The sequence below is a fragment of the Sphingobium sp. B11D3A genome (genome assembly GCF_025961695.1).
Lineage (GTDB): Bacteria > Pseudomonadota > Alphaproteobacteria > Sphingomonadales > Sphingomonadaceae > Sphingobium.
Genome location: NZ_JAOQOE010000001.1, coordinates 2,778,529 through 2,805,318 on the forward strand (window position 1 = coordinate 2,778,529; position 26,790 = coordinate 2,805,318).

A 26,790-nucleotide genomic window follows, 5' to 3' on the forward strand; every position below is an offset into this window, starting at 1 on the left:
CGTCCTACGGCTGCACCGGCGGCACGCGCATCTCCAGCATGGCGCGGGTCTTGCGGCTGATGCCCCACAGGATGCCGGGGCGGTTCTCGTCCCAGTCGATCGCCTGGCCTTCCGCCTCCATGGGCACGGTGGCGATATGGTCTAGCGTGGCGCCGCCCTTGGGTAATTGCGTCACATAGAGCTCGGGATTGTCATGGCCGGAGAGCCACAGCCGTCCGTCGGGGCCGAACCCGCCGCCCGAGATGCTCATCGGCGCGATCCGCTCGAGGATCGTGGCGGGCAGCGCCCAGCTTTGCGTGCGGCGCCAGTCCGTATCGAACTGGACGAGGGTGGTGTGGCGGTGGTCGCGCGGTGCCTCGCCGCCCTTGCCGTCATAATTGGCGAACAGCCCCCACCAGTGTCCGTCATGCCAGTCGACCCAGGTCAGCGAGCCGGTGCCAAGGCCGAGCGAGACGGTGCGCTTGTGGGCGAGGGTGACGGGATCGAAGATCTCGACCGAACTGGCCTGTGGCACGCTGGGGAAGTTGGAGGCCGCGCACACCAGCTCGGCCTTGATGAGCGCGCAGCTGTTGATGTGCGGGTAGCGCGCCGGCTCGCCAGTCCAGACTGCCCGCCGCGCGCCGGTCTTGCGATCGTAGCGGGCGATGGTCCAGTTGGCGACGGCATAGACATCGTTCGGGCCGACCGCCACGCCCTGCCGCGCTTCCTCGGCAGGGATGCGGCGCAGCGTTTCGGCCGGCTGGCCCTGGGGCGGGGCGGCAGCGGGTGTCCCCGCCGCCGCTGCCGCCGTGGCGGCACTGGCTGCCAGAGCGAGAAGCAGGCCCATCAGAAATTCGCCGCCACGCCGAACCAGAAGGTCCGGCCATATTCAGCGGATTCCTGCAGGTAGGTGCGCCCGGGCCCGACCAGCTCGCGCCGGCCCTGATTGTTGAGGTTCTGCCCCTCGGCATAGAGCGTGATGTTGGACGTGACGCGATAGCTGATATTGGCATCCAGCGTGCCACGGCTCTTCCAATATTGGTCGGCATTGGGGATGGTGTCGTTGATCGTCTCCAGGAAGCCGCCGATATAGTTGTAAGACAGGCGCCCCTCGAACTTGCCCTTCTGATAATAGACCGAGGCGTTCCACACCGTGTCCGGCTGGAGGAACAGGCCGGTCACGCGCGGGCCGGCCGTGGTGAGGAAGGTGAAACGCGTATCGAGGAAGGTCGCGTTGGCGCTCATGCCCAGCCCGTCGAACGGATCGGGCAGGAAGGTCAGCGCCTGCTGAAGGTTCAGCTCTAGGCCCTTGATGGTCGCCGTTTCGGCATTGCGCGGTTCAGAGACGAGTACGCTCTCCGGGCCCCGGCCGACATCGATCGTCTCCACATTGGAGAGGGTGAAGATCTCGTTCTTGATCTTCTTGTGGAACAAAGCGGCGGAGATCACGCCATCCTTCGGGTAGAACTCGAAGGAGAGATCGAAGCCCCGGCTCTCGCGCGGCTTGAGGCCCGGATTGCCACGGGACAGCGTTGGCTGGCTGCCATCGAAACTGAGCGTCTCGCTCGCCGCGATGGAGGAATAATCCGGCCGGCCGATGGTGTTGGTATAAGCGCCGCGCACCACGACGCGGTCGGTCACATCCCAGCGGATGTGCGCGCTGGGCAGCCAGTTGCCATAGCTGCCGTCCGTCGCGATCTGGGTGAGCGCGCTTCCGAGCGTGCGATAGGCATCGGAGGAGACTTCCGTGCGCTCATAGCGCAGGCCGCCGAGCAGCGTGACATTGCCGATCCGGGTGCTGCCCTGCACATAGCCGGCATAGACGTCCTCGTTGACCTTATAATCGCCCGCCTTCGAGGCGACGGTGGTGGTGAAGCGGCTCTGATTGGCCTGATAGAAGGCCGGAAAGGCCTGCGCATCGATGCGGATCGGAATGTAGAATTTGTCGCGGATCGCTTCGCTCGGCCCGGCGGTCACCACCTTGTCGAGCGTGTAGGTGAAGCCGCTGGCGGCCTTGTAGTCGGTCCGCTCGACTTCGTTCTTGCGGCTCGTGAGGCGCAGCACGGCGCCGGTCTTGAGCTTGATGCCGCCGTCGATGCTGTCATCGCCATAAGTGAAGTTCAGGCGGAACTGGCCGCTCTTCTCCAGCGACTTCTCCAGATTGCTGCGCTGCTGCTGGAGATAGAAGTTCTGCGGGTTCACCGCTGCGGCGGTGTTGGTCGGCGTGAACACGGGGTAGAAGTCCGACGTATCATAGCTGAAGGCATAGCGGGTCGCGTCGGCATCGCGGGTGCGGAACTCGATGCTCTCATTGGGCACGCGCATCCGCCCGAGCGAGAACACCGCGTCGCCGTCCAGCTTCCATTGCTCGCCGCCATCCCAGGCGAAGGCGGTGCGGCCGAGCGCGACGAGGCGCCGCGTAATCGGCTGGTTGAGCTGCACGATGATCCGCCCGCGCGCGAACTGACCGCTGGTCTGCGTCTGGTTCGCGACATTGCCGATCGGCTCCATGCGATATTCGATGCGCTCCTCATCGTCCTCGGTGCGGGCGACGACGCCGGAGAGTTCCCAGCGGAACGTGTCGGAGGGGCGCCATTCGAGCTTGGCGTTGCCGCCGGTGCGCTGCTTGGTGTTGTTGTACCAGAAGAGGCGGTGCTGGGTCGGCACCTGGATGCCGTTGCCGGTCGCCGCGCCGCTGTCCACCGGGGCGCCGGCGGCGGTATATTCGCGTACGGAGGGGCTGGCTACCTCGATCTGCGGAATGTCGTAATCGAGCTGCTCCTGGCTCGCGCCGATCACGATGCCCCATTCGTCATCCGCGCCGAAGGTGGTGCCGGCGGCAAAGGCCAGCCGGTAGGAGGGCTTGCTGTTGCGCACCTCGCCATGCTGCTCATAAATGCCATAAGAGGCGATGCCGTTGAAGAACGGCCGCCCAGCATCGAAGGCGCTACGGGTGGTGATATTGATGATGCCGCCGACGGCATTGGCGTCATTCTCCGGCGTCACCGTCTTGATGACCTCGATCCGCCCCGCCATCACGGAGGGCACGATGTCCAGCGGCACGGTGCGCCCGCCCGAATCCACGCCGGCCACCAGCGCGCCGTCCACCGTCGTACGGTTGTAGGTGGATTGCAGGCCACGCAGCACCGGGAAGCGCGGCTCACCCTGATCCTCCTGCACGGAAAGACCCGGAATGCGCCGCAGCGCCGCCGCCGTATTATGGTCCGGCAGCTTGCCGATATCGTCGGCGGAGATCGCATCCATCACCGCAAACGCCTCGCGCTTCTCCGCCGTCGCCTCATATTGCGCGCGGCGCTGGCCGGTGACGACGATGGTGTCACCGTCCGCACCGGCCTCGCTCTCGGCCTCCGGAACGGGCGCGGATTGTGCGAGGGCAGGCGTGGCAAGCAGAATGGCCGAGCACAGCAAAGCGGCCCGGAAAGTCGGGTAAAGCGGTTTCATTGTGGTGAGTCCCCAAAAGCAGGTTTTGTTCTGGGGGCGGCAGATAGGGAGGCGTTGCGTCAGGGAGGTGACGGGACTGCGTCATGCGCGTGAAGGGATGATGACGGATTGGTGACGGGTGGGGCGAAAAAAATTACTGGAACTCACTAAGCCCACGGCCGAGATGGAAGAGGAGCTGGGGTTGCCTTTTTAGCGCTTATCAATGCGACTTGACCCGACTTTCGAGGATGTCCAGAAGCAAGCGCAACCCTCCGATATTGAAGAAAATGGATCATGACGCTCGATATCCGAGGCAGCCTCAAGAACACTAAGCTGAGCCACAACCCTTATGTTGTGCTTGAGGAGTTAATCTCGAATAGCATCGACTCATTTCTGATACGGAAGGCGTCAGACGGTTCCGTTAATGATATGCGGATTGCGGTGGAGGTACGGTTTTCCCCAGGTGACCTCGTCGGCGGCACAGAGATGATGACAATCTCCTGTCGCGACAACGGCTGCGGCCTGGGTGACGAGCAGCTCGCTGCCTTTCTTACTAAGGATACATCCTACAAGGACGACCTCGAAATAACGGGAATTGGCCAATGTAAGGGTGCGGGCCGCATTCAATACTTTCATCATTTTGCTGCCGTTTCATTGGAAACTACTTTCATGATGGAAGGTCGCCGTAAATTCCGTTTCGTGAAGTTTCACGAGCCGAAGAAGCAGCTCGACTATGATGACTTCATCACTTCCGAGAGCGCAGAAGGCGAAGTTGGCACGCTGATTACGTTGGACGAATTGAAGGACAGCGTTCGGCACAAAATCTTCGAGGACGAGAGGCTCAGCGAATTTTTTTCCGCTAAGAGGCTGCGGCATCGCACCCTCGTTGCGTTTGTTCAGCGGCTGGTTAGCCTTGCTGGCCGGTTAGGTGACTTTCAAGTTTCTTTTAAAACCGACCATTGGAAGGAGGGATCGGAAACAGACTCTGCGCCAAAGACCTGCCCGAGATGACCGCCTCGGTTGACGTAGAAGTGGCAGAGTGCGATCCTCAATCCGGCAGTCCGCTCGGACGATTTCAGCTCTTCAGGGTCGTTCACTACCAACTCGACCCATCGTATTATGACCTTCCGCGTAATGCGATAGCGCTCTGCGCGAAAGCCTCTCCGGTTCGGGATCTGACCGGCTACTATTTGAAGGCAAGAGCTGAACAAAACAATCCGGTCAACGGCTACTACCACATCGTGCTCGTTGAGGCAGGTTATCTTGATGCCCACGTGAATGAGCAACGCGATGACTTCGATGATTTGCCGGCAGACATTCCTGACACCCTCTTCAACGAGGGGACAATCTCGTATGCCGCGATTCACGAAGCCATTGATCCTGTTATCGGCAAGATGGTTGTTCCTTCGAGTTGGCGTCGGGAGGACGTCCTGACCGATATCGAAACCCAGTTTGGCGTGAGTGCCGCGATGCTAGAGGATACGGATACGCGTGTTCAGCACGGCGATAGCGCCAAAGCGGTGGTTGAGCGGGTTCTCAAGAAGTACCAGGAGCGGGTGATCGGCGCGACTTCTCAAATCTTTGATCTTAAAGAGGAAATAGCGAGAACAGAGCCGGATAGCGATGATTTTCGAAGGAAAATCAATGAGCTGTCCTGGATGTATACGTCATCGTTAAAAGACTTTGACATGGCAAATCTGTCTCAGCTGGTCGTCCGTCGCGCGGCCATCGTCGAAGTGCTCGATCTTGCGTATCGAAAACAACTGGCAATTCAGCTTCCTCAGGAAAAGACGAAGCGTAAAGATGAGCGCATAATCCATTCGATCTTCTTCCCGATGCGCAAGGATAGTATGGAAATATCCGACCATGATATCTGGTTGCGTAGTGAAGAATACCACTATTACGACTATATTTCTTCAGACAAGCCGTTGGCTGGGATCGAGTGGGAGGGATTCGGCAAGCTGTTTGAGCCTGATGTCGACGTTGAATTCGAGGCACTGTTGGCGGGCCGAGAGGAAACAAATCGTGCCAAGCGGCCCGATATTGCACTGTTCAGCCATGAGGGCTCTGCAATCATCGTGGAGTTTAAAGCCCCAGGGGTTAGCATGGATGACCACGTTGGCGATCTTTCGGAATACGCGCATCTGCTCGCGGCTAAATCCCGCGGCAAACTAAGGAAGTTCTATTGCTACCTCATTGGCGACACGGTTAACCCTCTGCGGCTTAGTGGCTGGACACGCTTCGCTGAAGGCAAGGGTTACTTCCAGAGCGCAAAGCTTTCCGATCCTGAAACTAGCATAGCGCTTGGCGAGATGTATTCGGAAATATTGTATTACGAGGACATCGTGTCTCGCGCGCGCAAACGGATCGGAGTGTACCGTGAAAAGCTTGGCATAGAAATTGCGGCAAATGTAGGAAAAGCGCGCCACACGGGAATGCGTTGAGAGAGCGGAGCGATAAAGTGAGGCGTTGGTTTCCTCCTACAGCATGGGCGGTCTCAACTCTCCACATCCTCCCCGCCAGCAGGTGACAAACCCCGGCGCTACCCTTATGAAAGCCGCCATGCCCCGTCTGCGCTTCACAGCCGCGACCACCCCCACCACCCGGACTAGCACCGGGGTCGTCGGCACGCGCCTCATCGATTGAAGCGCGCAGGACCGAAGGCCCCATCCCAGCAGCGGATCGGGGCGGTCATGCGCTTCCGGCCCGTTCCGCCTCTTCCCAAGTCTCCCGCACTTGCCTAAGCGGCAAGCCGCACAGCAGGAACCAGACCGATGACGCAACAGGTGACAATCACGCTCCCCGATGGCTCGCAGCGCGAGTTTGCGCGCGGCACCACGCCGGCGGAGATCGCCGCCGCGATCGGCCCCGGCCTCGCCAAGGCGGCGCTGGCTGCGCGGGTGGATGGCGAGCTGGTCGACATCACCCGCCCGCTGGAGGCCGATGCGCAGCTGGCGCTGGTCACGGCGAGGGACGAGGCGGACGCGTTGGAGCTGGTCCGCCACGATTATGCGCATATCCTTGCCGAGGCGGTGCAGGCGCTGTTTCCCGGCACGCAGATCACGTTCGGTCCTTCCACGGACGACGGCTTCTATTATGACGTCGCGGCGCCGGCAGATCGCGGCCCGTTCACCGAGGAAGACCTGCCCGCCATCGAGGCGAAGATGCGCGAGATCATCGCGGCCGACAAGCCGCTGCGCCGCGAGGTCTGGACCCGCGAACAGCTTATCGAACGCTGGACGGGGCAGGGCGAGCGCTTCAAGGCGGAATGGGCAGCGGAACTGCCCGGCGACGAGGATCTGACTGTCTACTGGTCCGGCAGTGACTGGCTGGACATGTGCCGCGGGCCGCATCTCGCCTCCACCGGCAAGGTCGATCCGCAGGCCTTCAAACTCACGCGCGTTTCCGGCGCATACTGGCGCGGCGACCAGAAGAACGCGATGCTCAGCCGCATCTACGGCACCGGCTGGCTCAACAAGAAGCAGCTCGATGCTCATCTGCTGCGGCTGGAGGAAGCGGCCAAGCGCGATCATCGCAAGATCGGGCAGGAGATGGACCTGTTCCACCTCCAGCAGGAAGCGCATGGCAGCGTGTTCTGGCATCCGCAGGGCTTCGTCATCTGGCGCCAGCTGGAGGCCTATATGCGCCGCGCCATCGATGACGCGGGCTACAACGAGGTGAAGACCCCGCAGGTGATGGACGCGCGCCAGTGGGAGCAATCCGGCCACTGGGGCAAATATCGCGAGAATATGTTCGTCATCCCCGACGAAGTGCCGAATGTCGAGGACGAAGGCCCGCTCGTCTCGGACGATGCGCAGTGGATGGCGCTCAAGCCGATGAACTGCCCGGCGCATGTCCTCATCTTCCGCCAGGGCATCAAGAGCTATCGTGATCTGCCGCTGCGCATCTACGAGAATGGCTGCTGCCACCGCAACGAGCCGCACGGCGCGCTGCACGGCCTGATGCGGGTGCGCCAGTTCACGCAGGACGATGCGCACATCTTCTGCCGCGAGGACCAGATCGTCAATGAAGTCCGCGCCTTCTGCGCGCTGGCCGACCGCATCTACAAGGACTTCGGCTTTACCTATTCGATCAAGCTCGCGCTGCGCCCGGAAAAGCGCTTCGGTTCGGACGAGATGTGGGATCTGGCCGAGACGGAACTGCGCAACGCCGTCATCGCCGCTGGCCTTGCGACCGAGGACTATGGCTGGGAAGAGCTACCCGGCGAAGGCGCCTTCTACGCGCCCAAGCTGGAATGGCACCTCACCGACGCCATCGGCCGCACCTGGCAGGTCGGCACCATCCAGTCCGACCGCGTGCTGCCCGAGCGGCTGGACGCGAGCTATGTCGGCGAGGATGGCGCCCGCCACCGTCCGGTGATGCTCCACCGCGCGATCTTCGGCAGCTATGAGCGCTTCATCGGTATCCTCATCGAGCATTATGCCGGCAAGTTCCCGCTGTGGCTGGCGCCGGTGCAAGCAGTGGTCGCGACCATCGTCTCGGATGCGGACGGCTATGCGACCGAGGTGGTCGAGAAGCTGCGCGCCGCCGGCATCCGCGCCGAGACCGATCTGCGCAACGAGAAGATCAACTACAAGGTGCGCGAGCACAGCCTCGGGCGCGTGCCCAATCTTCTGGTCGTCGGCCGTCGCGAGGCGGAGGAGGGCACCGTCGCCCTGCGCCGTCTCGGCAGTGACGAGCATCAGAAGGTGCTGAGCGTGGATGAAGTCATCGCGCAACTGGTAGCGGAAGCCACGCCGCCGGATCTGGCCTGAGTGGAACTCAGCCCCTCTTCTCCGGGGGAGGGGCTAGAAGAAGGGCAGCTGATGAGCATCCCCATCCGCAAGGCGACTCCGGCCGATCTGCCGCGCGCGCTGGCGATCTGGCGGGCGGCGGTCGATGCGACGCATGGCTTTCTCACGCCGGAGGACCGGGTTGAGATCGACCGGATGGTCGAGCACGAGCATCTTCCCTCGGTCGACCTGTGGGTCGCGACGGATGCGGCCGGCACCGTCCAGGCCTTTCTCGGCATGGGCGAGGACGAGATCGATTCGCTGTTCGTCGATCCGGCCGTGCATGGTCAGGGCTATGGCAGCGCTCTTGTCGCGCACGCTCTCGCGCTGGTGCCCGGTGCAAAGGTGGATGCCAGCGAGCAGGCGCCTCAGGCCATCGCGTTTTACGAAGCGCGTGGGTTCGCGCGCACGGGGCGCTCGGAGACTGATCCGGCAGGGCGGCCCTATCCGCTCATTCATTTCCGCCATCCGGGCTGAGGGATGCCGCAAGGCCGGGCCCGTTCATCATCGGTCTCGCTGATGATGGCCCTTGCCGTGAGCGGCTTGCGATCCTAAATGCACGGTGCACGCAACTGTGACCTTCGCGCCGCAGTTTGCCTCGTGTCGCGCTACGGCCTCTTTCCGTTCTCATGGAAAACCGGTAAGGTGCGCATCTCGCATATGTGAATTGGCAACAGGAGAAACTGCTATACGTCCCCCGATGATGCGCCGCCCGATGGCGCCACAGCCCGCGAACGGCCCCCGCTACAATGAATTCATCAGTGTGCCCAAGGTGCGCGTCATTGATGAAGAGGGCGAAAATCTGGGCGTGATGTTCACGCGCGAGGCGATCGAGCAGGCAGCGGACGTCGGTCTGGACCTGGTAGAGGTCTCTCCCAATGCAGATCCGCCGGTCTGCAAGTTCCTGGACATCGGCAAGTATAAGTACGAGGCCCAGAAAAAGGCGAATATCGCCCGCAAGACCCAGAAGACGCAGGAGATCAAGGAGATCAAGATGCGTCCGAACATCGACGATCATGATTATGATACGAAGATGAAGAAGGTCGTCGATTTCATCGGCGAGGGCGACAAGGTCAAGGTCACGCTGCGCTTCCGCGGCCGTGAAATGGCGCACCAGCAGCTCGGCATGCAGCTGCTCCAGCGCGTCGCCGAGAACACGGCCGAGATCGCCAAGGTCGAATCCTATCCGCGCCTCGAAGGCCGGCAGATGCTCATGGTGCTCGCGCCCAAGGGCTGATATTTTTCGGTCGGGGGGCGGTGCCTGCGCCGCCCTCTGCCATTGCTATGGCTTACCCCGTCAGCGCATCCCGGCCTTTCGTGCCCTGTTGACCCGCGCGCTGGCTGCGCTCACATGGGCGCGCCATGATCCAAGCCCCGTCACTCAAGCTCTTCAACAGTCTTACGCGCCAGCTCGAGCCGTTCGATCCCGTTCACCCCGGCGAGGCGCGGGTCTATAGCTGTGGGCCGACGGTCTATAATTATCCGCACATCGGCAACATGCGCGCTTATGTTTTCGCGGATACGCTCGGGCGGACGCTGAGTTTCAAGGGTTTCAAGCTCACCCACGTCATCAACATCACCGATGTCGGTCACCTCACCGACGATGGCGATGCCGGCGAGGACAAGATGGAGAGGATGGCCGCGCAGCAGGCGCAGTCGATCTGGGACATCGCCAAGCATTATACGCAGGCCTATTGGGCGGACGTGGAGGCGCTGAACATCCGCCAGCCGGCGCATTGGTCGATCGCGACCGATTTCGTCCCCCAAATGATCGAGTTCGCCAAAAGCATTGCCGACAAGCACTGCTATGAGCTGCCGACCGGCCTCTATTTCGATACCAGCACGGTGGCCGATTATGGCCGCCTTGCCCGCGCCGCGACGGACGAGGGCGAGAGCCGCATCGATCCGGTCGAGGGCAAGCGCCACGCCGCCGATTTCGCGATCTGGCGTAGAACGCCGCCGGGTGAGACGCGCCAGATGGAATGGGACTCGCCCTGGGGCAAGGGCGCCCCGGGCTGGCATCTGGAATGCTCGGTGATGAGCCGCGCGCTGCTGGGGCTGCCGTTCGACATCCACACCGGCGGCATCGACCATCGCGAGATCCATCACCCCAATGAAATCGCCCAGAATCAGGCGATCCAGGGCTATGATGCCGATCACGGCCATCTCGATTGCGCGGCCCATTCCGGCGCGCGGCTGTGGATGCACAATAATTTCCTGATCGACCGCACCGGCAAGATGAGCAAATCATCGGGCGAGTTCCTGCGGCTGCAATTGCTCATCGACCGGGGCTATCATCCGCTCGCCTATCGGATGATGTGCCTGCAGGCGCATTATCGCTCGGAGCTGGAGTTCAGCTGGGACAATCTCGGCGCGGCGCTGACCCGGCTCAAGCGGATGCTGATGAGCGCGGCACCCCTGCGCGATGTGGCTGCGGCTGGTGCGGTGGCGCATTCCAAGCTGACGCCCTTGCTGGGGCGCTTCGATGCCGCGATCAGCGATGATCTCAACACGCCGGTCGCGCTCACCGTGCTGGATGAGGCGCTGGCGATGAAGAAGGTGCCGGCCGAGGAGAAGCGCGCGCTGGTCGAGGCGATGGAAGCCGTGCTCGGCCTCGGGCTATTCACGCTCGAGCGAGAAGCACTGCGCCTGCGTCCGAAGGCGGCTGCCATCGATGAAGGCGCGATCGCGGCGCTGATGGACCGGCGCAAGGCTGCGCGGGCCGAAAAGGACTTCGCGGCCTCGGATGCGCTGCGCGACGAACTGCTCGCCGCCGGCGTCGAGGTCATGGACGGCGATCCGCTCGGCTGGGAATGGAGGCTCGATCATGGCGCATAAACCGCTCATCGTTCTGCCGGAAGCGCAGCGGGAGAGGCTGGAAGCCATGCTGGGCGCCGAGATCGCCGGGCGCGTCATATTGCGCGGCTTCTCCAGGGCCGAAGAGGCGATGACCCTGGCGCCGGAGGCGGAGATCGGCTGGTTCGATGAGTTCGCCGGCAATGTCTACGCCAAGGGTCCGCGCGCGGCGGTGAACGCCAAGTGGATCCACACGGTGATCGTGGGCTTCGATGCGTTCCCGATCGCGGAGATGCGCGCGCGCGGCCAGATCTTCACCAATGGTGCCGGCCTGATGCCGGACGTGATCGCCGATTATGCCGTCATGGGCGCGCTGGTGCTCGCCAAGCGACTGGACGAGGTCGTGCGCGCCCATGACCGGCAAAACTGGCTGATGCGGCCGCCGGGCAATTTCGAGTTGCTGGGCGCGCGGGCGCTGGTGATCGGCTATGGCGCCATCGGTCGGGAGATCGGCACCCGCCTGCGCGCCTTTGGCGTTCAGGTGACCGGCGTGCGTCGCTCGGCAGACAGTGCCAATGCGGTGATCGGTCCGGATGACTGGCGCCCGCGCCTCGCGGAGTTCGATTTCGTCATCATCGCCGCGCCCAACACCAGCGAGACGCGGGCGATGATCGGCGCCCCAGAACTGGCCGCCATGAAGCCGGGCGCTCGCCTCATCAACATCGCGCGCGGCGATCTGATCGATCAGCCTGCGCTCATCGCCTCGCTGGAGGCCGGGCATCTGGGCAGCGCGTTCCTCGATGTCGCGACGCCCGAGCCCTTGCCGCCCGAACACCCGCTGTGGCGCGCGCCGAATGTGCTCGTCACCATGCATCTGGCGGGGCCGAGCCAGACCAGCGCCTTCCAGCGCGGCGCCGAGCGGTTCGCGCGGAACATCCGCCATTATCTGGCCGGCGAGCCCTTGGAGCATGTCGCCGACCTCAACCGGGATTATTAGGCGCGAGCGATGCTGAGGTCCGACGCCCGCCTGCTCAACCTCGCCATCGCGCTCTCCGCGCTGGCCGGTTTCGTGGACGCGCTGGGCTTCCTCACTGCGGGCGGCTTTTTCGTCTCGTTCATGAGCGGCAACTCCACGCGGTTGGCGGTGGGGATCAGCGAAGGCTCCAGCGCCGCGCTGACGGCCGCGGGCCTCATTGCCGGGTTCGTTACGGGCGTCGTGCTGGGCGGACTGGTGGGGCATCGCGCGGGCCCACATCGCCGTCCCGCCGTGCTCGGTCTGGTGACGGCGCTGCTGTTAGTGGCCGCGCTCGCCGCACCGATTTCGCCGACTTTTGCACTCGCCGCGATGGTCATGGCCATGGGCGCCGAAAATGCCGCGCTCGCCGACAATGGCGAGGTGAAGGTCGGGCTCACCTATATGACCGGCGCACTTGTCCGGTTAGGTCAGGCGCTCGCCAACCGCCTCACCGGCAAGGATGCAAGCCACTGGCGGGTCGACCTCGGCCTGTGGAGCGGGCTGATGACCGGCGCGATTGCCGGGGCTTTCGCTTATGCAAGGCTGGGCTCTTCAGCGCTATGGATTGCGGCGGGTGTCGGAATGATCCTGTGCGTTGCATCAACGAGGACCATCGTGCCGAGCCGCTAAGTGGCAGTAGGCTGCGGAGGCGGCATAGTCACGTCCCTCCACAGCCCGGTGCATCTGCGTTACAACTTTTCCGACCGCTCCTGCGCCTGACTACCCTTCAGTCTCTTAGCGCTCTCGCCAGTATCGCTCCGCCCGTCGCGCGGGCTTGCCTCGTCTGCCATGCCTCCGGCGACAAGCCCGTCGAGCGAGCGTCCATCAAGCCCCAGTTCCTTCATCAGGCCGTCGAGAACCGGCGCTTGCGCTCGATAGGCGAGGGCTGCTGAGAGGGCGTCCTGCGCAAGGTTGCCCGATCCTCCTCCCGAGGGCGCTGCATTGGCGGGGCCACCCGCTTTTTGCGTGAGGCCATCCACCTGAACGATCTTGATGGAGTCGATTGCCTCAAGCGGCTTGGCGCTTTCACGCACCAGGTCCGGCAGCACCTTGAGCAGCGCCAGCTTCGTCTGAAGGCTGATCTGGCTGCTGGATAGGAGGTTTGCGGCTTCGTTGACAGCGCGTTGACCCGCTGCTTCGACTTCGAAGCGCACGCGGTCGGCCTCGGCTCTCAGCTTCGTCGCATCGGCCTCGCCCTCAGCTGCGCGTCGAATAGCCTCGGCGTGGTTCGTGGCCGCATCTTTTTCGGCTTCTGCCTGCACCTTCAGCTTGATCGCTTCGCGTTCCGCTGCTTTCGCCGCTTCAATCAGTTCGATGCGCTTATCACGCTCGGCCACTTCAGTTTCGCGGCTGGTGATAACCTGTTCTTCGGCCGCAGCCGCTTTGGCGCGAGCTGCGTCAGCCTCGGCCTTTGCCTGGCTTTCTTCCCGGCTCTTGTTCTGAACGGCGATCTGCTGTTCCTGCCGCGCGATTTCTATGGCCTGGGCCTGTGCGATGCGGGCTTGTTCGATCGAGCGGTCAGCTTCGATCTGCTGCGAATCGATCAGCCGCTTGGCGTCGATCCGCGCGGCCTCCGCCTCCTGACTGCGCAGTGCCTGCTCCCGAGCGACTTCTGCCGCTTGCGCCGCACGCCGCATTTCGACCTCGCGTTCCTGCTCCAGCCGCGCGAACTCGTTATCGCGGCTGATCTGCAGACTGCGCTGATCGGCTTCGAGGTTCTTCGTCTCGATCTGGACCCGCGTGTCCATTTCGATATCGTTGCGCAGCTTCTTGCGCTGCTGGATCTGTTCGGTGAGCTTGGTCAGACCCTCCGCATCGAATGCGTTGTTGGCGTTGAAATGCTCGATGCTCGTTTGGTCCAGCCCCGTCAGTGAAACGGATTCCAGTTCCAGGCCATTCATCGCGAGATCCACAGATGAGACCTGTTGCACCTTCTGAACGAAGTCGGCGCGCTTTTCGTGCAGTTCGTTCATGCTCATTCCGGCCGCAACAGACCGAAGCGCGTCGACAAACTTTCCTTCGACGAGATCTTTCAGAGCTTCCGGCTGCATCGTGCGCAGGCCAAGCGTCTGCGCAGCCATGGCTATTGCGCCTGCATCGGGGCGGACGCGGACATAGAATTCGGCCTTCACGTCAATCCGCAACCGGTCGAGCGTGATCAGCGCATCCATGTTCTTGCGCTCCACCGCGAGGCGGACCGTGTTCATATTGACCGGCATGGTTTCGTGCAGCACGGGCAGCACGAGCGCCCCGCCGTTCATGACCACCTTCTCTCCGCCAAATCCGGTTCGGACGAAGCCCACTTCCTTCGTGGCGCGCCGGTAAAGTCGCGCGATCGTAAAGCCGAAGATCAGGAGCAAGGCGAAGATCGCGCCTGCCCAAATTGCAATATCCATGAGGTCCAGTCCCTGCATTCCAGTCTCCCCTCGCCGTCAGATCGGCGCCAAACGTTTTTCCTCCAGGGCTACAGCGTAAAACCGCTCTCCTTCCCGGCGCACGAGGAGAACTTCGTCGCCTTCGCCCATTTCGGTGTCACTATGATGGGGCTCCACCATCACAAGGTGCATCTGACCGTGATGATCAATGACCTGAGCGCGGGTGGGGCTTCCGCGGCTGGCGCGACCGGTGAGAATTTTCGCGCGGCGACCAAGGAGGGATTCGATCTCTACCGCCGTCGTCTCGTCGCCTGGCAGGATGCGCGAGAGCGGTCGCACGAGTGCTCCCGTCGCTGGTAGAGCTACAACCGAAGCAAGGAGGCCTGCCAGCCACGGAGCCAGTGCCTTGCCGATGAAGGCGCCGGCCAGGCTTTGTATACTCACGCCGATCGCCGCGAAAAGCAGCAGGAGCACCGCCAGCCAGATCATGAACGGCACGCGGCCCACACCGACCAGGCTCAATAGTCCATCGGCTGGGCTTCCGCCCGATTCCGCGTCCAGGTCGGTTTCCGTGCTGCTGAACAGGTCACCGAGTCCAAGCACCTGCAGGGCCGCGAGAAGAACCATCACGCCGAGCGATACCGCGAATGGCCAGTTATAGTCAGCCAGAAGGCTCATGATCCCTGCTGTCGACTTGACAGCCCCCGTTTCCGATTCCCGAGTCCATTTCGCCTGATAGCGACTATGAATCCAGCAAAACCGGACCTTCATCATATGATTTTTCTGAATGTTCCGGGAATTTGGACGGCATTTACTTCGAGAAACGGCCTGAATTCTCAAGATTTCGCCGCACGATTAGAGTGTCTCCGTTCGCCATGTGTTTAATGTTTTTACGGGCCTCCGGATCATGTTACGCGGCAGGCGCTCCGTTTGTTCGCGGGAAGACTGGATTGATCTCCCCACTACGCGACGGGTTGATCTTACGTCACGACGCTGCTGCGCCCGCGCATCCTCGCGCCTTTATCCCCAACCTCCTTGCCTCAAAGCCCTCAAACGCGTAGGGGCTTGCCCCTTGTCCGCCACACCCCATGTTGTGGCGCGAACACGCTTGGAGTCTGGAATATCATGACGGCGAAATGGTCGCCCGCAAGCTGGCGGGATCATGAAGGGTTGCAAATGCCGATCTATCGCGATGCTGCGGCACTCGCGGCAGCCGAGGCGCAGCTTGGGACCTTTCCGCCGCTCGTCTTTGCAGGCGAGGCCCGCAACCTGACGGCCGATCTGGCCAAGGTCGCCAATGGCGAGGCGTTCCTGCTGCAGGGCGGGGACTGCGCCGAATCCTTCGCCGAGTTCCACCCGAATAACATCCGCGACACGTTCCGCGTGCTGCTGCAGATGGCGGTGGTGCTCACCTTCGCCAGCAAGCTGCCGGTGGTGAAGGTGGGTCGCATGGCCGGCCAGTTCGCCAAGCCGCGTTCCGCTGGGACCGAGACGATCGATGGCGTCGAGCTGCCGAGCTATCGCGGGGACAATGTGAACGACATTGCGTTCACGGCAGACGGCCGCGAGCCCGATCCGGCGCGCATGATCCGGTCCTACAATCAGTCGGCCGCCACGCTCAACCTGCTGCGCGCCTTCTCGACCGGCGGCTATGCCAGCCTCGACAAGGTGCATGGCTGGATGCTGGATTTCATGGGCCGCAGCCCCTGGGCCCAGAAGTTCAGCGAGATGGCCGATCGCATCGGCGAGGCGCTGGACTTCATGAAGGCCTGCGGTCTCTCGCCGGACACGGTGCCCCAGCTTGGCGGGACCAGCTTCTACACCAGCCACGAGGCGCTGCTGCTGCCTTATGAGCAAGCCCTGACCCGTCAGGATTCGCTCACCGGCCAGTGGTACGACACCAGCGCGCACATGCTGTGGATCGGCGACCGGACGCGCTTCGAGGGCTCGGCCCATGTCGAGTATCTGCGCGGCATCGGCAATCCCATCGGCATGAAGGTCGGGCCGAGCCTGCAGCCCGATGTGCTGCTGCGCCTGCTCGATGCGCTGAACCCGCGCCGCGAGGCCGGGCGCATCACGCTCATCACGCGCTATGGTCATGACAAGATCGAGGGCGCGCTGCCCCCGCTCGTGCGGGCGGTGATGCGCGAAGGGCATCCGGTGGTGTGGTCGTGCGATCCGATGCACGGCAATGTCATCAAGGCGGCCAATGGCTACAAGACGCGCCCGTTCGAGCGCATCCTCGCCGAGGTGCGCGGCTTCTTCGCCGTGCATCGCGCCGAGGGCAGCTTCGGCGGCGGCATCCATGCCGAGATGACTGGGCAGAACGTCACCGAATGCACGGGCGGCGCGATCGACATCACCGAGCAGAGCCTGGCGGATCGCTACCACACGCACTGCGACCCCCGCCTCAACGCGGCGCAGAGTCTGGAGCTGGCCTTCCTGCTGGCCGAAATGCTCAACGACGAGCTGGCCGAGCGGCGCAAGCAGGCCGCTTAACAATCGGAAGGGCCGTGGCGAGCGTCACGGCCCGTTCCCGAGATTGAAAAAGAACCGCTATCGAGCGATTGCGCGGGCTTGCCCCTTGCGCGGACGGCATTCTCTGCCAAATAGGTTGGTATGCTTTCGCAACGCACGCGATATTCCATCCGCGCTCTCCAGCACCTCGCGCGGCATTATGGTGAGGGGCCGATCCAGCTCACCGATATTGCGGTCGCGCAGAATATTCCCGCCAAATTTCTGACCGTGATCCTGTCGGAACTCAGCCGTGCGGGCCTCGTGGCGACGCGGCGGGGGCGGGAAGGCGGCTATTGGCTGGCATTGCCGCCGATCGACATCCGCTATGGCGACATCTTCCGGCTCACCGATGGCGCGCTGGCCCTTGTGCCCTGTGCCAGCCGCTATGCACACCAGCCCTGCAAGAACTGTTTGCCGGAAGATGAGTGTGAGCTTCGGCGCATCATGCTCAAGGTCCGCGACGAGACCGCCGCCATCCTCGACCGCCTGACGCTGGCCGACAAATTCGAGGATGCCGAAGTCGGCGCGCCGGCCTGATCGCTTTCGACCTTCCAGCCTGTATTCCAAGGAGAGAGCATTGTCCCTGACCCTGCACGGCATCCCCAATTGCGACACGGTGAAGAAGGCCCGCAAGTGGCTGGACGATCAGGGCCTCGCGCATGATTTCCGCGATTATAAAAAGGTGCCGCCAACGTCGGCAGAGCTGGCCGATTGGTCAGAGCAGGCGGGATGGGACGTACTGCTCAACCGCGCCGGTACGACGTTCCGCAAACTGCCGGATGATGCCAAGAGCGGGATCGATGAGGCCAAGGCCATCGCGCTGATGGTCGAGCATCCCTCGATGATCAAGCGCCCGGTGGTGACGGGGGCGAGCGCCTTGCTGGTCGGTTTCAAGCCCGATCAGTGGCAGGCGGTTCTTGAGGCCTAGGGAGAGGCGCCGCAGCGGTCGGGAACGACGCGGACGCTTTGCGCATTTGTTCAGCAGGAATTTGCTGGAAGGAATGCATCATGAAACTCGTTCTGATCGGTCTGATCACGGCTAGTGCGTTGGCTGTCTCGGGTTGTTCGACCCTTAAGGGCGCCGGCATCGGCGCGGCGGCGGGCGCCGGTACGGCTGCAGTGACCGGCAATGACGTCGGCAAGGGTGCGGCTGTCGGTGGCGCAGCTGGCGCCGTGGTCGGGACGGTCGTCGACTAAAAACGCGGCACTGGCCCGTCAGTCGTGATGATGGGACAGGGCGCCGATGACATCTTCGAGGCGGGCGGGATCGCCCATGGCGATGACGTCGCCGGCGCTGGCTTCATGGAGCGGTTCGCCAGACCAGTCGCACATGTGCCCGCCGGCACCCTCGACCACCGGGACGAGGGCCGCGAAATCGTGGAGCTTGAGGCCCGTCTCGCACACGATGTCGACATGGCCGCTCGCCAGCAGGCCGTAATTATAGCAGTCGCCGCCGTAGATCGGGCCCTGACCCAGTCGGTCGCCGGCAACGGCTGCGGCGAGCGCGAGATAATGTTCGCCATCATGCGCGCTGAACAGATGGGGGCTGGTCGTCGCCAGTTGCGCGCCTTTCAGAGCCCGGCATCGCCTGGTACGCGCAGGCTTGCCGTTGAACAATGTCGGCTGGCCCATGGCGCCGACCCAGCGCTCTCCACTGATCGGCTGATCGATGATGCCGAGGATCGGCCAGCCGTCCTGCATCAAGGCGATCAGCGTCCCGAAGATCGGGCGGCCCGCGATGAAGCTGCGCGTGCCATCGATAGGGTCGAGCACCCACTGGCGTGACGCCCCTTCGCGAACGGTGCCGAATTCCTCGCCGATGATGCCATCCGCCGGACGCTGCGTCTCCAACAGGCCGCGCATCGCCAGTTCCGCCGCGCGATCGGCTTCTGTTACCGGCGAGGCGTCGGCCTTGGCCTCGATATCGTAAGGCGCGCGGAAAAAAGGGCGGATCGCGGCGCCCGCTGCATCGGCAAGGGCGTTGGCGAGGGTGATGTCATCGGGAAGAGCCATGGCATTTCGCTACGGAGAAAGCCGCCGAAGAGCCAGCGGTTTTCGCGCAAGTCCCGCGCTAAAGAGACGGCGCTTCGATCCGTTTTTTGAGGGCATGAGCAAAGAGCCCCGACCATGCGCCTGCTGATGTGGGTCCTGACCCTCGGCTTTGCCTTTGGCGCGATGGGGCTGTGGCTGGACGGCGCTTTTCTGGGGGCTCGGCTGGTAGCTCTGGGGCTGGGCGCGCTGGCTGTCCTCGCCTGCCCGTTCCTGTGGGCGCGGCCCGATGGGTTGGTGCCCGATGAACTGGCGGTGCCCGGCAAGGCGCGGCTGATGCTGGCGCTGGCGCTGCTCTTCTGCGCGCCGCTGCTGCTGCCCTGGCAACTTTGGCTCTGATGCCTGTTGGCGCAGGCCGCGCCTCGGCCTATGCCTGCAGGAATGCCTGAGCTTCCCGAAGTCGAAACCACCGTTGCCGGCCTGCGTCAGGTGCTCGACGGGGCGCAACTCACGCTGGTCGAGCCGCGCCGGGCGGACCTGCGCTTTCCCTTCCCGGTCGATCTGCGCCAGCGGCTCACCGGGGCGCGAATCACCGGGCTAGGCCGGCGCGCCAAATATGGCCTGATCAATACCGATCGTGGCGACACCATGATCTTCCACCTCGGCATGTCCGGGCGCTGGCGGATCGACCCGAGCGAGGTAGGCAAGCACGATCATCTGCTGCTGGAGACGGCCACCCACCGCCTTGCCCTCAATGACCCGCGCCGGTTCGGGTTCGTGCACCTGACACCAACCGATGCGCTGGGCGCCTATCCGCCCTTCGCCGCCCTCGGCCCCGAGCCGCTGGGCGATGCGCTGACGGCCGACTATCTGGCGCAGGCGCTGGAGGGGCGGGCAGCGCCGATCAAGGCGATGCTGCTCGATCAGCGGATCGTCGCCGGGCTGGGCAATATCTATGTGTGCGAGGCGCTGAACATCGCCCGCATATCGCCCACGCGCGCGGCCGGGCGGATCTCTCGGGCGCGGCTCGCGCGGCTGGTCGAGGCCATTCGCGCGGTGCTGGTGGCCGCCATTGCCGCCGGCGGCTCCACGCTGCGCGATTATGCGCGGCCGGATGGGGAGCTTGGCTATTTCGCCAAGGACTGGCGCGTTTATGGGCGGGAAGGGCTGGCCTGCCCCTGCGGGGGCACGGTGAAGCGCCGGGTCGATTCAGGCCGTTCCACCTTTTATTGCCCCACTTGCCAGAGCTAGGCCGAGAGATGCGCCCACCCACCAAGACGCTGTCCATGTCCGCGCGCATCGCGGCGCTGCTTGTCGGCCTCATCGCTTTTGCCGGGCTCTCGATCCGCTTTGCCGTCTCTCTGGAGACGACAGGCTCGCCCCAGGCCGCCGCGTGGACGATGCTGCGCTTCTTCACGGTGATCGGCAATCTGCTCAGCTGCGTGGTGCTGTTTGGCGTGGCGCTGGGGGCGAAGGCACCGAGTCATCCCCGCCGGCTCGCGGGCGTGATGCTGGCCATGGGCTTGATCGGCATCGTCTATGCAGTGCTGCTGCGCGCGACGGAAAGCCTCAGCGGCCCCGCCGAGACCTCGAACCTCCTGCTCCATTACATCGCCCCGCCTGCGGTGGCGCTCTACTGGCTCGTGTTCGTGCCCAAGGGACGGCTGGTCTATGCCGATACGCTGCGCTGGGCGCTGCTGCCATTGGCTTATCTGGCCTATGCCATCGGGCGGGCGCAGTTCGATGGGCGCTATCCCTATCCCTTCCTCGATGTCTCCCGCCACGGCTGGGCGCAGGTTGGCGTGACCGTGGGCCTCATCGCTTTGGGCTTCATGCTTGTCGGAGCCGTGGTGGTGTGGATCGACCGCCGGTTGGGATGAATCTGCGCCAGAGATCAAGAAACGACTGATTGAGAGACACTTCCTGCGACGAAATCCCGCAGATACGCAAAAGTCCGCATGGACTTCCGCCTTTGCGCTCCTACATGGGTGTCTCCCCATGACGATCTTGCTCCTCACATATTGGCCCTCTTCACGCGCGCAGCCTTGCGACTGCCGAGGCCGGATTGTGAGCGCCCATGGCGAGCGCTGAGAGCAACCGCGACGCTGCTTCGCCCGAAGAGCGCATCACGCTCGAGGCCTATGAGATCGACGGGCTGTTCGGCGACGAGGAACTGACCCGCATCGTCGAGTTTGCCGGCCAGCTCTGCGATTGCCCCATCGCACTGGTCAGTCTGGTCGAGGAGCATCGCCAGAGGTTCGTGGCGAAAACCGGGATCGACGCCACCGAGACGCCCAGGAGCATGTCTTTCTGCGCGCATGCGATGCTGGGCCATGATGTCATGGACGTAGGCGACGCGACGCAGGACGGCCGTTTTCAGGATAATCCGCTCGTCACCGGCGAACCGCATATTCGCTTCTATGCCGGGGCGCCGCTTGTGTCCAAGAGTGGCGAGGCGCTGGGGTCGCTTTGCGTTGTTTCGCCCGAACCGCGCGCTGGGCTGACCGACATTCAACGTCAGGGCCTCACAGTCTTGGCGGAAGCCACCATGCGGCGGCTGGAGGCCCGACGGGTCATGCTCGCGCATCGGGCTTGGGAGAATGCCGCCGAAGCCGATCTGGCGGCGAGCGAAGAGCGCTTCCGGGTGCTGGCCGATGCGATGCCGCAAATGGTCTGGTCCACGCGTGCCGATGGCTATCATGATTATTATAATGCGCGTTGGTACGAATTTACCGGTGCGCAGCTCGGCCGGACCGACGGGACCGGCTGGAACGGCCAGTTCCATCCCGACGATCAGGCCAAGGCATGGGAGGTGTGGAGCCATTCGCTGGCTACCGGCGATCCCTATGAAATCGAATATCGCCTGCGCCGGTTCGATGGCGAATATCGCTGGACGCTCGGGCGCGCATTGCCGATCAGGGATGATGCCGGCAACATCGTGCGCTGGTTCGGCACCTGCACGGACATTCACGATCAGCGCATCATGCGCGAGCAGAAGGAGCTTCTCTCGCGCGAGCTGGTCCATCGCATCAAGAACATCTTCACGGTCATCGGCTCGCTGCTCTACCTCTCCAGTCGCGGCGTTCCCGAACTCAAGGGCTTCAGCTCGAAGATGAGCGACCAGATTGCCGCGCTGGGACGGGCCTATGATTATGTGCAGCCGCGCGAGGGCGCGCAGACGCTGACGTTGCAGGGGCTGCTGGGCGAATTGTTCGCGGCCTATAATCTGGAGGGCATTGAGCGCATCCGCATTCGCGGCGACGATGTGCTGCTCGCCGAAACCTACATGACCCCGATCGCGCTGGTGTTCCACGAACTGGCGACCAACGCCGTCAAATATGGTTCGCTCTCCTCGCCGGAAGGGTTTGTGGACCTGATGATCTCAGGATCTTCGGAACAGCTCCGGCTGGAGTGGCAGGAGAGCAAGGGCGACAGCGCGCCGCCCGGCGATCATCAGGGCTTCGGGTCCGATCTCATCCGGCTGAGCATCGAGCGCCAGTTGCGCGGAACCTTCGTGCGGGAATGGTTGCCGCGCGGCCTCAAGGTCACGACGACCATTCCCTACCGCCTGCAGGCGGCCTGACTCCCCAGTCAGTCGGCGGTTAGTGGCGCGCAGGCAGCCTGCAGCCATGCCAGCTCCTCGCCATCCAGCTGCGGCCCGATGATCGCCAATGTGCGCGCGTGATAGGCGTCCACCCAGGCCCGTTCGGCCGGGGTCAGCGCGTCGACGGCGATGAGGGCGCGATCGATCGGCGTATGGCTCAGCGTCTCGAAGGCATAGAAGGGCCGGTCGTTTTCGCCGGAGCCGCTGCCCAACACCAGCACCAGATTCTCGATGCGGATGCCATATTCGCCGGTCTTGTAATAGCCCGGCTCGTTGGAGAGGATCATGCCGGGTTGCAGCGGTTCGTCCCCGCCGCCGAACGTCGCGATGCGCTGCGGGCCTTCATGCACCGAGAGGAAGCTGCCGACGCCGTGGCCGGTACCATGCGCATAATCCAGCCCCTCGGCCCACAGGAATTGCCGGGCGAGCACGTCGAGCTGGCTGCCGCGCGTCCCCGCTGGAAAGCGCGCGCAGGCGAGCGCGATATGGCCCTTGAGTACCAGCGTGAAGCGGCGGCACATCTCCTGCGTGGGCGTGCCGATGGCCATGGTGCGGGTGATATCGGTCGTCCCGTCGCGATATTGCCCGCCTGAATCGACCAGCAGTAGGGTGCCCACTTCAACCGGCCGGTTCGTCGCCTCGCTCGCCTTGTAATGGACGATGGCGCCATTGGGGCCAGAGCCGGAAATCGTGTCGAAGCTGAGGTCCACGAGTGCGCCGGTTTCTTCACGGAACGCCTGCAACCGGTCCGACACGCTGATTTCGGTCTGGCCGCCCTTGGGGCCTTCGATGGACAGCCAGTGGAGGAACTTGGCCATGGCGGCGCCGTCTCGCGCCTGCGCGGACTTGTGGCCGGCAATTTCGGTCTGGTTCTTCACGGCCTTGGGCAGAACAGCGGGATCGCGCAGCGGCTTGATCAGGGCGCCGGCCTTGTCCAGCGCTTCGAAGATCGCGGAGACGGCGCGGTCGGGGTCGACAGCGACGGCCTTGCCGGCAAGCCCTGCCAGCGCATCGGTGAAGGCGGCGCGGTCCAGAATGTCGACCGAATTGCCGAGATGCGCGCGCACGTCGGCATCGATCTTGGCGGGGTCGACGAAGAGCTGCGCCTTGCCGTCCGCATGGAGCAGGGCATAAGCCAGCGCGACCGGCGTGTGGGTCACGTCCGCGCCGCGAATGTTGAAGGTCCAGGCGATCGAATCGAGCGCGGTGAGGACGGTGGCGTCCACGTCCTGCGCTTTCATCCAGTCCGCCATATCGGCGCGCTTGGCGGCGCTGCTCTGCCCGGCATGACGCTCATCATGCGGCACGAGGCGGGCCTTGCTGGGATCGGGGCGATCGTCCCAGACCGCATCGACGGGATTATGATCGACCGGCACGAGCGTGGCGCCCTTGCTGGCAAGCGCGCGTGTCGCCTCCTCGACCCAGCGGCGGGTGTGCAGCCAGGGATCATAGCCAATCCGTCCGCCAGCCGGGGCATGGACCCCGAGCCAGGTGGCGACGCTCGTTTGCGGCACGCTCTCGAACTGCCAGTGCGCGCCATCCACCTGATCGCGCACCTGCAAGGTGTAGCGCCCGTCCGTGAAAATCGCCGCCTCCTGCGGCAGCACGACCGCGCTGCCCGCAGAGCCCAAAAAACCGGTGAGCCAGGCGAGGCGCTGCGCATAGCCGCCGACATATTCGGACAGATGCTCATCGGTGAGCGGCACGACGAAGCCGTCGAGCGACTGGCGGGACAGCTGGGCGCGCAGCGCGCGCAGGCGATCTTCATGGGTAGACATGGACAAGCGTTCCTGTTCGCGCCCGCATTCGTTCATTTTTAAGGGGCGCTCGTTAATCTCTGCCGGACAGCATAAGCGTTTCCAGACGGCTTGCCAGCATTTGCCGCCACTGCTGGCGAACAAGACCGGGACGCTCATGCGATCAGGACCAGAGCAAAGATCACCCTATGACTACCGGGCAAACGCCTTTTCTCACGCATAGCTGGCCGGTTTACGAGGCAAGCTGGCGCCTGCCGATCATGCCCATGGTGAATCGGGAGGAGAGCGCGCTGGACAATCAGGGCATTGGCCTGTGGAGCTGCCGGCTGACCGACGAAAGCCTGACATGGTCCAGAGCCGTCTACGATCTGTTCGGCATCCCCGTGGAAGAGAAGCTGACACGGTCGCTGGCGACATCGATCTATCTGGCGGACTCGCGGGCGGCGATGGAGTCGCTGCGGGCCTATGCGATTCGCCATCGTCGCGGTTTCACCATGGATGCGCGGCTGCGCCGGCCGGATGGCGCCTTGCGCTGGATGCGGCTGACGGCCGTGCCGGTGCTGTGCGAACGGCGTGTCGTGCGGCTCACCGGCACCAAGCAGGATGTCACGGCGGAGTATGAGACGCAGATGTGACGGCGGCGGGCCGCTCGTCTCGACAGGCTTGACATTGCCATAGCCGACGGGGCTGCTCGACGCGGTCCGACAGGGGCGTTAGGGGAGGGTGATGTTTGAGTGGCTCTCCGCGATCATCGACGCCAACCGGGCCCTTGTCGGCCTTGTCATCCTTGTGGGACTTTTCGTGGCGTTCGTGCGGGAGCGCTATCCGGCGACGGTGATCGCCGTGCTGGGCGTCTGCGCCTTCCTGGTCACGGGCTTGCTGGACAGCGCATCGCTGCTGCGCGCCTTTGCCAATCCCGCGCCGATCACCATTGCCTCCATGTTCGTGCTCTCGGCCGCGTTGACCCGCACCGGCATTCTGGATGTGATCGGCAACTGGATCGTGGCTCGCGCCAAGGCGCATCCGATCCGTGCGATGATCGAGCTGGTCGTTGGTTTGCTGGCGGCGGCTGCGTTCATGAACAACACGCCGGTCGTGGTCATCATGATCCCCATCGTGTTGCGGCTGGCCTCGGCGATCAACGTTTCCGCCAAGAAGCTGCTCATTCCTTTGTCCTACATCTCCATGCTGGCCGGAACCCTGACGCTGGTGGGCACGTCGACCAATCTTCTGGTCGATGGCGTCGCGCGCGATCTGGGCGTCGCGCCGTTCAGCGTCTTCGAGATCACGCCTGTGGGCATCATCGTTGCCGCCGCCGGGACTGTCGCCCTTGCGGTGCTCGGGCGCTTCCTGCTCCCGGACGGTGACGGCGCGCCCTATCACAGCGACGCGGACCGGGTGTTCCTGAGCGAGATCCGGATCGTGCGGGATAGCGGCCTGATCGGCAAAGACCTTTCCGAAAGCGGTCTCCTCAAGCGGGTTCGACTGGTGAGCATCCAGCGGGGCAGCCAACTGATCGAGGCCATGGACGAGCCGTTCATGGCGGGCGACCGCCTCGTGGTGCGCGCCAAGCTGGCCGACCTGATGACCCTGCGCACCAACAAGGACATCGAGCTTGGCATCGCGACGGTCGGCAACACCAAAGCCGACGCGCCGCTGGTGGTGGAGGCGATCATTTCACCCGGTCACCCGAGCATCGGTAACCGGATGGTGGAAATCCCGTTCCTCAACGTGCTGCCGGTGCGGCTGCTGGGGATCACCCGGCATCGCCATGACGCCGGGCCGACCCTGGCCGATAGCCGCGTGCGCGCTGCCGATACGGTGCTGGTCACCGGGTCAGAGGCGGCCATCAATGCGCTGCGCGAGAACCAGAACCTCATCGGAGTGGAAGAGACCGAAGGCGTAGCCTTTCGCCCGACCAAGGCCCCCATCGCGGTCGCCGCGCTGGCGGGCACCATCGTCTTTTCCGCCTTGGGGCTCGTCCCGATCATGGTCGCCGGGCTGATCGCCGTCGGCATCGTCCTCGCCGCGCGCTGCATCGATGGCGATGAAGCCTGGGGCTCCATCAATGGCGATGTGCTGGTGCTGATCTACGGCATGCTGTGCGTCGGCACGGCGCTCGATCAGGCGGGGAGCATTACCCTGCTGGTCAACGCGATGCGACCGCTGCTGGAAAATGCCAGTCCGTTGGTGCTGCTGTTCATCGTCTATTTTGCGTCGAGTGCGCTGACCGAAGCCGTCAGCAACAACGCGGTGGCGGTGATCATGACGCCGATTGCCATCGGCCTGGCGACGACCCTCGGCACCGATCCGCGCCCCTTGCTGATCGCGGTGATGTTCGCGGCTTCGGCGAGTTTCGCGACGCCGATCAGCTATCAGACCAACACTATGGTCTATGCGGCCGGCAATTATCGCTTCGCCGATTTCCTGCGGATCGGCCTGCCGATGAACGTCGTGGTCGGAGTCACGACCTGCCTCGCACTGGCGGCGCTCTATTGACGGCATTGAGCGCGGCCCTTCGAGC

General features: G+C 63.7%; 24 protein-coding genes. 18 read left to right on the forward strand and 6 right to left on the reverse strand.

Annotation, left to right across the window (positions count from 1 at the left end; translation table 11 throughout):
* Positions 1-4 precede the first annotated feature (4 nt).
* The gene (locus M2332_RS12965) at positions 5-826 is read right to left on the reverse strand and encodes a hypothetical protein (protein WP_264574377.1); all 822 of its coding nucleotides are present in this window, start codon (positions 824-826) and stop codon (positions 5-7) included.
* The gene (locus tag M2332_RS12970) at positions 826-3,441 is read right to left on the reverse strand and encodes a TonB-dependent receptor (RefSeq protein ID WP_264574378.1); all 2,616 of its coding nucleotides are present in this window, start codon (positions 3,439-3,441) and stop codon (positions 826-828) included. Before M2332_RS12970 ends, M2332_RS12965 begins: the two co-directional genes overlap by 1 nt.
* Before the next feature lie 273 nt (positions 3,442-3,714).
* Here M2332_RS12970 and M2332_RS12975 point away from each other — a divergent pair, with 273 nt between their 5' ends.
* The 8 genes from M2332_RS12975 (at position 3,715) to M2332_RS13010 (ending at position 12,654) form a co-directional block, all read left to right on the forward strand.
* Entirely contained in the window at positions 3,715-4,431 is a 717-nt protein-coding gene (locus M2332_RS12975; RefSeq protein ID WP_264574379.1) for a hypothetical protein, read from the forward strand.
* A complete protein-coding gene (locus M2332_RS12980) occupies positions 4,428-5,864 on the forward strand; it encodes a hypothetical protein (protein ID WP_264574380.1) in 1,437 nt (478 codons plus the stop codon). Before M2332_RS12975 ends, M2332_RS12980 begins: the two co-directional genes overlap by 4 nt.
* 330 nt (positions 5,865-6,194) lie before the next feature.
* The gene (gene thrS, locus M2332_RS12985) at positions 6,195-8,195 is read left to right on the forward strand and encodes a threonine--tRNA ligase (RefSeq protein WP_264574381.1); all 2,001 of its coding nucleotides are present in this window, start codon (positions 6,195-6,197) and stop codon (positions 8,193-8,195) included.
* Positions 8,196-8,246: 51 nt separating this feature from the next.
* Positions 8,247-8,690, forward strand: a complete 444-nt coding sequence (locus M2332_RS12990) for an acetyltransferase (protein ID WP_264574382.1) — start codon at positions 8,247-8,249, stop codon at positions 8,688-8,690.
* A 223-nt stretch (positions 8,691-8,913) separates the two neighbouring features.
* On the forward strand, positions 8,914-9,450 hold the full coding sequence (infC, locus tag M2332_RS12995) for a translation initiation factor IF-3 (protein ID WP_181558636.1): 537 nt from the start codon (positions 8,914-8,916) through the stop codon (positions 9,448-9,450).
* Positions 9,451-9,575: 125 nt separating this feature from the next.
* Positions 9,576-11,051 (forward strand): cysteine--tRNA ligase, encoded by a 1,476-nt coding sequence (gene cysS, locus M2332_RS13000; RefSeq protein WP_264574383.1) that lies wholly within the window; start codon positions 9,576-9,578, stop codon positions 11,049-11,051.
* Positions 11,041-12,006 carry an NAD(P)-dependent oxidoreductase gene (locus M2332_RS13005; RefSeq protein ID WP_264574384.1) on the forward strand — a complete coding sequence of 322 codons (966 nt, stop codon included), beginning with the start codon at positions 11,041-11,043 and terminating at the stop codon, positions 12,004-12,006. The genes cysS and M2332_RS13005 overlap by 11 nt, the downstream gene beginning before the upstream one ends.
* Before the next feature lie 9 nt (positions 12,007-12,015).
* On the forward strand, positions 12,016-12,654 hold the full coding sequence (locus tag M2332_RS13010; protein WP_264574385.1) for a YoaK family protein: 639 nt from the start codon (positions 12,016-12,018) through the stop codon (positions 12,652-12,654).
* 59 nt (positions 12,655-12,713) lie between these two features.
* Here M2332_RS13010 and M2332_RS13015 read toward each other — a convergent pair whose 3' ends face one another.
* Both M2332_RS13015 and M2332_RS13020 read right to left on the reverse strand, forming a co-directional pair.
* Positions 12,714-14,420: a flotillin family protein gene (locus M2332_RS13015; RefSeq protein WP_413715985.1), complete on the reverse strand. Its 1,707-nt coding sequence runs from the start codon at positions 14,418-14,420 to the stop codon at positions 12,714-12,716.
* A 36-nt stretch (positions 14,421-14,456) separates the two neighbouring features.
* Positions 14,457-15,077 (reverse strand): YqiJ family protein, encoded by a 621-nt coding sequence (locus M2332_RS13020; protein ID WP_264574387.1) that lies wholly within the window; start codon positions 15,075-15,077, stop codon positions 14,457-14,459.
* A gap of 447 nt (positions 15,078-15,524) precedes the next feature.
* Here M2332_RS13020 and M2332_RS13025 point away from each other — a divergent pair, with 447 nt between their 5' ends.
* The 4 genes from M2332_RS13025 to M2332_RS13040 all read left to right on the forward strand — a co-directional run bounded on the left by M2332_RS13025 (position 15,525) and on the right by M2332_RS13040 (position 18,113).
* Positions 15,525-16,898, forward strand: coding sequence for a class II 3-deoxy-7-phosphoheptulonate synthase (locus tag M2332_RS13025; protein WP_181558640.1), 1,374 nt, complete (start codon positions 15,525-15,527; stop codon positions 16,896-16,898).
* Positions 16,899-17,018: 120 nt separating this feature from the next.
* Positions 17,019-17,453 carry an RrF2 family transcriptional regulator gene (locus tag M2332_RS13030; protein ID WP_181558641.1) on the forward strand — a complete coding sequence of 145 codons (435 nt, stop codon included), beginning with the start codon at positions 17,019-17,021 and terminating at the stop codon, positions 17,451-17,453.
* Positions 17,454-17,493: 40 nt separating this feature from the next.
* The gene (locus tag M2332_RS13035; RefSeq protein ID WP_264574388.1) at positions 17,494-17,844 is read left to right on the forward strand and encodes an arsenate reductase; all 351 of its coding nucleotides are present in this window, start codon (positions 17,494-17,496) and stop codon (positions 17,842-17,844) included.
* Between the two features lie 80 nt (positions 17,845-17,924).
* Positions 17,925-18,113, forward strand: coding sequence for a YMGG-like glycine zipper-containing protein (locus M2332_RS13040; protein ID WP_181558643.1), 189 nt, complete (start codon positions 17,925-17,927; stop codon positions 18,111-18,113).
* 18 nt (positions 18,114-18,131) lie between these two features.
* Here M2332_RS13040 and M2332_RS13045 read toward each other — a convergent pair whose 3' ends face one another.
* Positions 18,132-18,929 carry an inositol monophosphatase family protein gene (locus M2332_RS13045; protein ID WP_264574389.1) on the reverse strand — a complete coding sequence of 266 codons (798 nt, stop codon included), beginning with the start codon at positions 18,927-18,929 and terminating at the stop codon, positions 18,132-18,134.
* A gap of 114 nt (positions 18,930-19,043) precedes the next feature.
* Here M2332_RS13045 and M2332_RS13050 point away from each other — a divergent pair, with 114 nt between their 5' ends.
* From M2332_RS13050 to M2332_RS13065, 4 genes are all read left to right on the forward strand, one after another.
* On the forward strand, positions 19,044-19,304 hold the full coding sequence (locus M2332_RS13050) for a hypothetical protein (RefSeq protein WP_181558645.1): 261 nt from the start codon (positions 19,044-19,046) through the stop codon (positions 19,302-19,304).
* 42 nt (positions 19,305-19,346) lie between these two features.
* Positions 19,347-20,156: a bifunctional DNA-formamidopyrimidine glycosylase/DNA-(apurinic or apyrimidinic site) lyase gene (gene mutM / locus M2332_RS13055; RefSeq protein WP_264574390.1), complete on the forward strand. Its 810-nt coding sequence runs from the start codon at positions 19,347-19,349 to the stop codon at positions 20,154-20,156.
* A gap of 8 nt (positions 20,157-20,164) precedes the next feature.
* Positions 20,165-20,785, forward strand: coding sequence for a Pr6Pr family membrane protein (locus M2332_RS13060; protein ID WP_264574391.1), 621 nt, complete (start codon positions 20,165-20,167; stop codon positions 20,783-20,785).
* 197 nt (positions 20,786-20,982) lie between these two features.
* Positions 20,983-22,488 carry a PAS domain-containing protein gene (locus M2332_RS13065; protein WP_264574392.1) on the forward strand — a complete coding sequence of 502 codons (1,506 nt, stop codon included), beginning with the start codon at positions 20,983-20,985 and terminating at the stop codon, positions 22,486-22,488.
* An 8-nt stretch (positions 22,489-22,496) separates the two neighbouring features.
* Here the strand turns inward: M2332_RS13065 and M2332_RS13070 are convergent, their stop codons facing one another.
* A complete protein-coding gene (locus M2332_RS13070) occupies positions 22,497-24,287 on the reverse strand; it encodes an aminopeptidase P family protein (RefSeq protein WP_264574393.1) in 1,791 nt (596 codons plus the stop codon).
* Between the two features lie 167 nt (positions 24,288-24,454).
* On the opposite strand from M2332_RS13070, the gene M2332_RS13075 reads away from it, so the two are divergent.
* A complete protein-coding gene (locus tag M2332_RS13075) occupies positions 24,455-24,901 on the forward strand; it encodes a PAS domain-containing protein (protein WP_181558649.1) in 447 nt (148 codons plus the stop codon).
* Positions 24,902-24,992: 91 nt separating this feature from the next.
* On the forward strand, positions 24,993-26,765 hold the full coding sequence (locus tag M2332_RS13080) for an SLC13 family permease (RefSeq protein WP_264574394.1): 1,773 nt from the start codon (positions 24,993-24,995) through the stop codon (positions 26,763-26,765).
* Positions 26,766-26,790 lie beyond the last annotated feature (25 nt).

Excerpts from the sequence above, each read along its gene's own strand:
- M2332_RS13020 (WP_264574387.1), bottom strand. The coding sequence starts at position 15,077 with ATGAGCCTTCTGGCTGACTATAACTGGCCATTCGCGGTATCGCTCGGC.
- M2332_RS13060 (WP_264574391.1), top strand. The coding sequence starts at position 20,165 with ATGCGCCCACCCACCAAGACGCTGTCCATGTCCGCGCGCATCGCGGCG.
- M2332_RS12965 (WP_264574377.1), bottom strand. The coding sequence starts at position 826 with ATGGGCCTGCTTCTCGCTCTGGCAGCCAGTGCCGCCACGGCGGCAGCG.
- M2332_RS12980 (WP_264574380.1), top strand. The coding sequence starts at position 4,428 with ATGACCGCCTCGGTTGACGTAGAAGTGGCAGAGTGCGATCCTCAATCC.
- thrS (WP_264574381.1), top strand. The coding sequence starts at position 6,195 with ATGACGCAACAGGTGACAATCACGCTCCCCGATGGCTCGCAGCGCGAG.
- M2332_RS13015 (WP_413715985.1), bottom strand. The coding sequence starts at position 14,420 with ATGGATATTGCAATTTGGGCAGGCGCGATCTTCGCCTTGCTCCTGATC.
- M2332_RS13040 (WP_181558643.1), top strand. The coding sequence starts at position 17,925 with ATGAAACTCGTTCTGATCGGTCTGATCACGGCTAGTGCGTTGGCTGTC.
- cysS (WP_264574383.1), top strand. The coding sequence starts at position 9,576 with ATGATCCAAGCCCCGTCACTCAAGCTCTTCAACAGTCTTACGCGCCAG.
- M2332_RS13080 (WP_264574394.1), top strand. The coding sequence starts at position 24,993 with ATGTTTGAGTGGCTCTCCGCGATCATCGACGCCAACCGGGCCCTTGTC.
- M2332_RS12970 (WP_264574378.1), bottom strand. The coding sequence starts at position 3,441 with ATGAAACCGCTTTACCCGACTTTCCGGGCCGCTTTGCTGTGCTCGGCC.
- mutM (WP_264574390.1), top strand. The coding sequence starts at position 19,347 with ATGCCTGAGCTTCCCGAAGTCGAAACCACCGTTGCCGGCCTGCGTCAG.
- M2332_RS13025 (WP_181558640.1), top strand. The coding sequence starts at position 15,525 with ATGACGGCGAAATGGTCGCCCGCAAGCTGGCGGGATCATGAAGGGTTG.
- M2332_RS13050 (WP_181558645.1), top strand. The coding sequence starts at position 19,044 with ATGCGCCTGCTGATGTGGGTCCTGACCCTCGGCTTTGCCTTTGGCGCG.
- M2332_RS13070 (WP_264574393.1), bottom strand. The coding sequence starts at position 24,287 with ATGTCTACCCATGAAGATCGCCTGCGCGCGCTGCGCGCCCAGCTGTCC.
- M2332_RS13010 (WP_264574385.1), top strand. The coding sequence starts at position 12,016 with ATGCTGAGGTCCGACGCCCGCCTGCTCAACCTCGCCATCGCGCTCTCC.
- M2332_RS12990 (WP_264574382.1), top strand. The coding sequence starts at position 8,247 with ATGAGCATCCCCATCCGCAAGGCGACTCCGGCCGATCTGCCGCGCGCG.
- M2332_RS13030 (WP_181558641.1), top strand. The coding sequence starts at position 17,019 with ATGCTTTCGCAACGCACGCGATATTCCATCCGCGCTCTCCAGCACCTC.
- M2332_RS13065 (WP_264574392.1), top strand. The coding sequence starts at position 20,983 with ATGGCGAGCGCTGAGAGCAACCGCGACGCTGCTTCGCCCGAAGAGCGC.
- M2332_RS12975 (WP_264574379.1), top strand. The coding sequence starts at position 3,715 with ATGACGCTCGATATCCGAGGCAGCCTCAAGAACACTAAGCTGAGCCAC.
- M2332_RS13005 (WP_264574384.1), top strand. The coding sequence starts at position 11,041 with ATGGCGCATAAACCGCTCATCGTTCTGCCGGAAGCGCAGCGGGAGAGG.
- infC (WP_181558636.1), top strand. The coding sequence starts at position 8,914 with ATGATGCGCCGCCCGATGGCGCCACAGCCCGCGAACGGCCCCCGCTAC.
- M2332_RS13075 (WP_181558649.1), top strand. The coding sequence starts at position 24,455 with ATGACTACCGGGCAAACGCCTTTTCTCACGCATAGCTGGCCGGTTTAC.
- M2332_RS13045 (WP_264574389.1), bottom strand. The coding sequence starts at position 18,929 with ATGGCTCTTCCCGATGACATCACCCTCGCCAACGCCCTTGCCGATGCA.